We start from the raw sequence: 3,129 nt of genomic DNA on the forward strand, positions 1-3,129 counted from the left end.
AACTTGGCGTCAACCCATCCAAGCCATAAACGTCAGAATAGAGTCGCCTTGCCAATTGTTTGACATAAGCCGGCAAAGGTCATAGAGTTATTCCTGACACATCCAATCAGGAAAACACCTTGCACGGTCAACGCATCGGTTACATCCGCGTCAGCAGCTTCGATCAGAACCCGGAACGGCAGCTTGAACACGTCCAGGTGGACAAGGTGTTCACCGACAAGGCGTCAGGCAAGGACACCCAACGTCCCGAGCTGGACCGTCTGCTCGCCTTCGTGCGTGAGGGCGACACCGTAGTGGTGCACAGCATGGATCGTCTTGCACGCAACCTGGACGATCTGCGCCGCTTGGTGCAGGGCCTCACCCAGCGCGGCGTGCGCATCGCGTTCGCGAAGGAACACTTGACCTTCACCGGGGAAGACTCGCCGATGGCAAACCTTATGCTGTCAGTGATGGGTGCATTCGCCGAGTTCGAACGCGCCTTGATCCGTGAGCGTCAGCGTGAAGGCATCGCGCTCGCCAAGAAACGCGGAGCGTACCGAGGCCGCAAAAAGGCGCTTTCGCCGGATAGGGTGGCCGAGTTGCGGCAGCGTGCAGCCGCTGGCGAGAAAAAGGCCCACCTCGCCCGCGAGTTCGGCATCAGCCGCGAGACCTTGTACCAATACTTAAGAACGGACGACTGACCATGCCCCGCCGCTCCATCCTGTCCGTCGCTGAGCGGGCCAGCCTGTTGGCCTTACCCGATACCGAAGATGAGTTGATCCGGCTCTACACCTTCAGCGAGGCCGACCTGTCGTTGATTCGCCAGCGGCGCGGCGACGCGAACCGGCTCGGTGTAGGGGTGCAGTTGTGCTTGCTGCGCTTTCCTGGTCAGGGACTGCTTCCCGATGCCACAGTGCCTGTGTCCTTGCTGCAATGGATCGGACGGCAACTGCGCACTGATCCCGCATGCTGGCCGCTGTACGCCGAGCGCGATGAAACCCGGCGCGAACACCTGCTCGAACTGCGGGCATACCTGGGCATGGTGCCGTTCGGTTTGGCCCATTACCGCCAGGCCGTCAAAGCAACGACCGAGCTGGCCTTGCAGACGGATAAGGGCATCGTGTTGGCTGCCAGCGTCCTTGACGCGCTGCGCCACCGGCACATCATCTTGCCGACGCTGGATGTCGTCGAGCGCGTCTGCGCCGAGGCCATCACCCGCGCCAACCGGCGCATCTATGAAGCCCTGTCCGAGCTGCTGTCGAGCGGGCACCGGCATCGCCTCGACGATCTGCTGAAACGTCGTGACAACGGCAAGACGACTTGGCTGGCCTGGCTGCGCCAGTCGCCTGTCAAACCGAACTCCCGTCACATGCTCGAACACATTGAGCGGCTCAAGGCGTGGCAGGCGCTCGACCTGCCTTCCGGCATCGAGCGGTCAGTACACCAGAACCGCCTGCTCAAGATCGCCCGCGAGGGTGGCCAGATGACGCCCGCCGACCTGGCCAAGTTCGAGCCGCAGCGTCGTTACGCGACCCTGGTGGCGCTCGCCATCGAGGGCATGGCCACCGTCACCGACGAGATCATTGACCTGCACGACCGCATCCTGGGCAAGCTGTTCAACGCCGCCAAGAACAAGCATCAGCAGCAGTTCCAAGCGTCCGGCAAGGCGATCAATGCCAAGGTGCGATTGTTCGGCCGCATCGGTCAGGCGCTGATCGAGGCCAAGCAAGCTGGCCGCGATCCGTTCGCCGCCATCGAGGCCGTCATGTCCTGGGACGCCTTCGCCGAGAGCGTCACCGAAGCTCAGAAGCTCGCGCAGCCCGAGGACTTCGATTTCCTGCACCGCATCGGCGAGAGCTACGCCACGTTGCGCCGCTACGCGCCAGAATTCCTTGCCGTGCTCAAGCTGCGGGCCGCGCCCGCCGCCAAGGACGTGCTCGATGCCATCGACGTGCTGCGCGGCATGAACAGCGATAACGCTCGCAAGGTGCCCGCTGATGCGCCGACCGGCTTCATCAAGCCGCGCTGGCAGAAGTTGGTGATGGCCGACGCCAGTATCGACCGGCGCTACTACGAGCTGTGCGCACTGTCAGAACTCAAGAACTCGCTGCGCTCGGGCGACATCTGGGTACAGGGGTCGCGCCAGTTCAAGGACTTCGAGGACTACCTAGTGCCGCCCGCGAAGTTCGCCAGCCTCAAGCTGGCCAGCGAATTGCCGCTGGCCGTGGCTACCGATTGCGACCAGTACCTGAATGAGCGGCTGACGTTACTGGAAACACAGCTTGCCACGGTCAACCGCATGGCGGCAGCCAACGACCTGCCGGATGCCATCATCACCGAGTCGGGCCTGAAGATCACGCCGCTGGATGCGGCAGTGCCCGACACCGCGCAGGCACTGATTGACCAGACAGCGATGATCCTGCCGCACGTCAAGATCACCGAACTGCTGCTTGAAGTCGATGAATGGACGGGCTTCACCCGGCACTTCACGCACCTGAAATCCGGCGACTTGGCCAAGGACAAGAATCTGCTGTTGACCACCATCCTTGCCGATGCAATCAACCTTGGCCTGACCAAGATGGCCGAGTCCTGTCCCGGCACGACCTACGCCAAGCTGGCGTGGCTGCAAGCCTGGCATACCCGCGACGAAACCTACTCGACGGCGCTGGCTGAACTGGTCAACGCCCAATTACGGCATCCCTTCGCTGGGCATTGGGGTGACGGCACTACATCATCATCGGACGGCCAGAACTTCCGAACCGGGAGCAAGGCCGAGAGCACCGGGCATATCAACCCGAAGTACGGCAGCAGCCCTGGGCGGACTTTCTACACCCACATCTCCGACCAGTACGCGCCGTTTCACACCAAGGTGGTCAACGTCGGCGTGCGCGACTCGACCTATGTGCTCGACGGCCTGCTGTACCACGAATCCGACCTGCGTATCGAGGAACACTACACCGATACGGCGGGCTTCACCGATCACGTCTTCGCCCTGATGCACCTCTTGGGCTTCCGCTTCGCGCCGCGCATCCGCGACCTGGGCGACACCAAGCTCTACATTCCGAAGGGCGAAGCCGCCTATGACGCGCTGAAGCCGATGATCGGCGGCACGCTCAACATCAAGCACGTCCGCGCCCATTGGGAAGAAAT

At 62.4% G+C, this 3,129-nt stretch carries 2 protein-coding genes; both read left to right on the top strand.

Annotated features, from left to right (window positions below; translation table 11 throughout):
• Window positions 1-119 precede the first annotated feature (119 nt).
• Complete coding sequence (locus tag CDO44_RS00005) at window positions 120-680, top strand: recombinase family protein (protein ID WP_053821786.1); 561 nt, start codon at window positions 120-122, stop codon at window positions 678-680.
• Between the two features lie 2 nt (window positions 681-682).
• A partial coding sequence (locus tag CDO44_RS00010; RefSeq protein WP_087778094.1) for a Tn3 family transposase occupies window positions 683-3,129 on the top strand: 2,447 nt, incomplete at its 3' end.

This window comes from Pigmentiphaga sp. NML080357 (genome assembly GCF_002188465.1).
GTDB lineage: Bacteria > Pseudomonadota > Gammaproteobacteria > Burkholderiales > Burkholderiaceae_B > Pigmentiphaga.